The sequence below is a fragment of the Vibrio sp. 1249-1 genome, from assembly GCF_033340495.1.
This window is the reverse complement of the sequence record NZ_JAWOWJ010000382.1, coordinates 1-794: the sequence shown is the minus strand read 5'-3', so window position 1 is coordinate 794 and position 794 is coordinate 1. Positions and strand designations below refer to the sequence as shown.

The window sequence follows — 794 nt, the reverse complement described above, 5'->3', positions numbered from 1 at the left end:
ACCAGTGCGTAAGCCGCTGAGTGCGATTTGTTAAAACCGTAACCTGCGAACTTTTCTACCAAGTCGAAGATTTTCATCGCCAACTCGCCATCAACACCGTTCTTCACTGCCCCTTCTTCGAAGGTTGCACGCTGCTTGGCCATTTCTTCCGGCTTTTTCTTACCCATCGCACGACGCAGCATGTCCGCACCACCAAGGGTGTAGCCAGACAAAACCTGCGCAATCTGCATTACCTGTTCTTGATACAGAATGATGCCGTACGTCGGATCGAGGATTTCTTTTAGTGACTCGTGTTGCCACTTTTCATCGGGGTAAGAGATCGCTTCTCGGCCATGTTTACGGTCGATAAAGTTATCTACCATGCCCGATTGCAACGGACCCGGACGGAACAAGGCCACCAATGCGATGATGTCTTCAAAACAGTCAGGCTGAAGTCGTTTGATCAGCTCTTTCATACCACGCGATTCAAGCTGGAATACCGCAGTGGTTTCTGAGTTTTGCAGCAAACGGAATGACGCCGCATCATCCAGTGGAATCGATTCGATGCGAACAGGCTCTTTGCCTTCACGTTCTAAACGCGGGTTAATCAGACCCAAGGCCCAGTCGATAATGGTTAGGGTACGCAGACCCAAGAAGTCAAACTTAACCAGACCAGCAGTTTCTACGTCGTTCGTATCAAACTGAGTTACGGGGAAATGCCCTTCCGCATCCGCATAAATTGGCGCAAAGTCTGTAATCGTGGTTGGTGAAATTACAACACCACCCGCGTGCTTACCGGCGTTACGTGTACAACC

General features: G+C 49.9%; 1 pseudogene. It reads right to left on the bottom strand.

The features are described from left to right. A pseudogene (dnaE, locus tag R7Z50_RS26505) lies at nucleotides 1–794 on the bottom strand (DNA polymerase III subunit alpha); the annotation flags it as partial.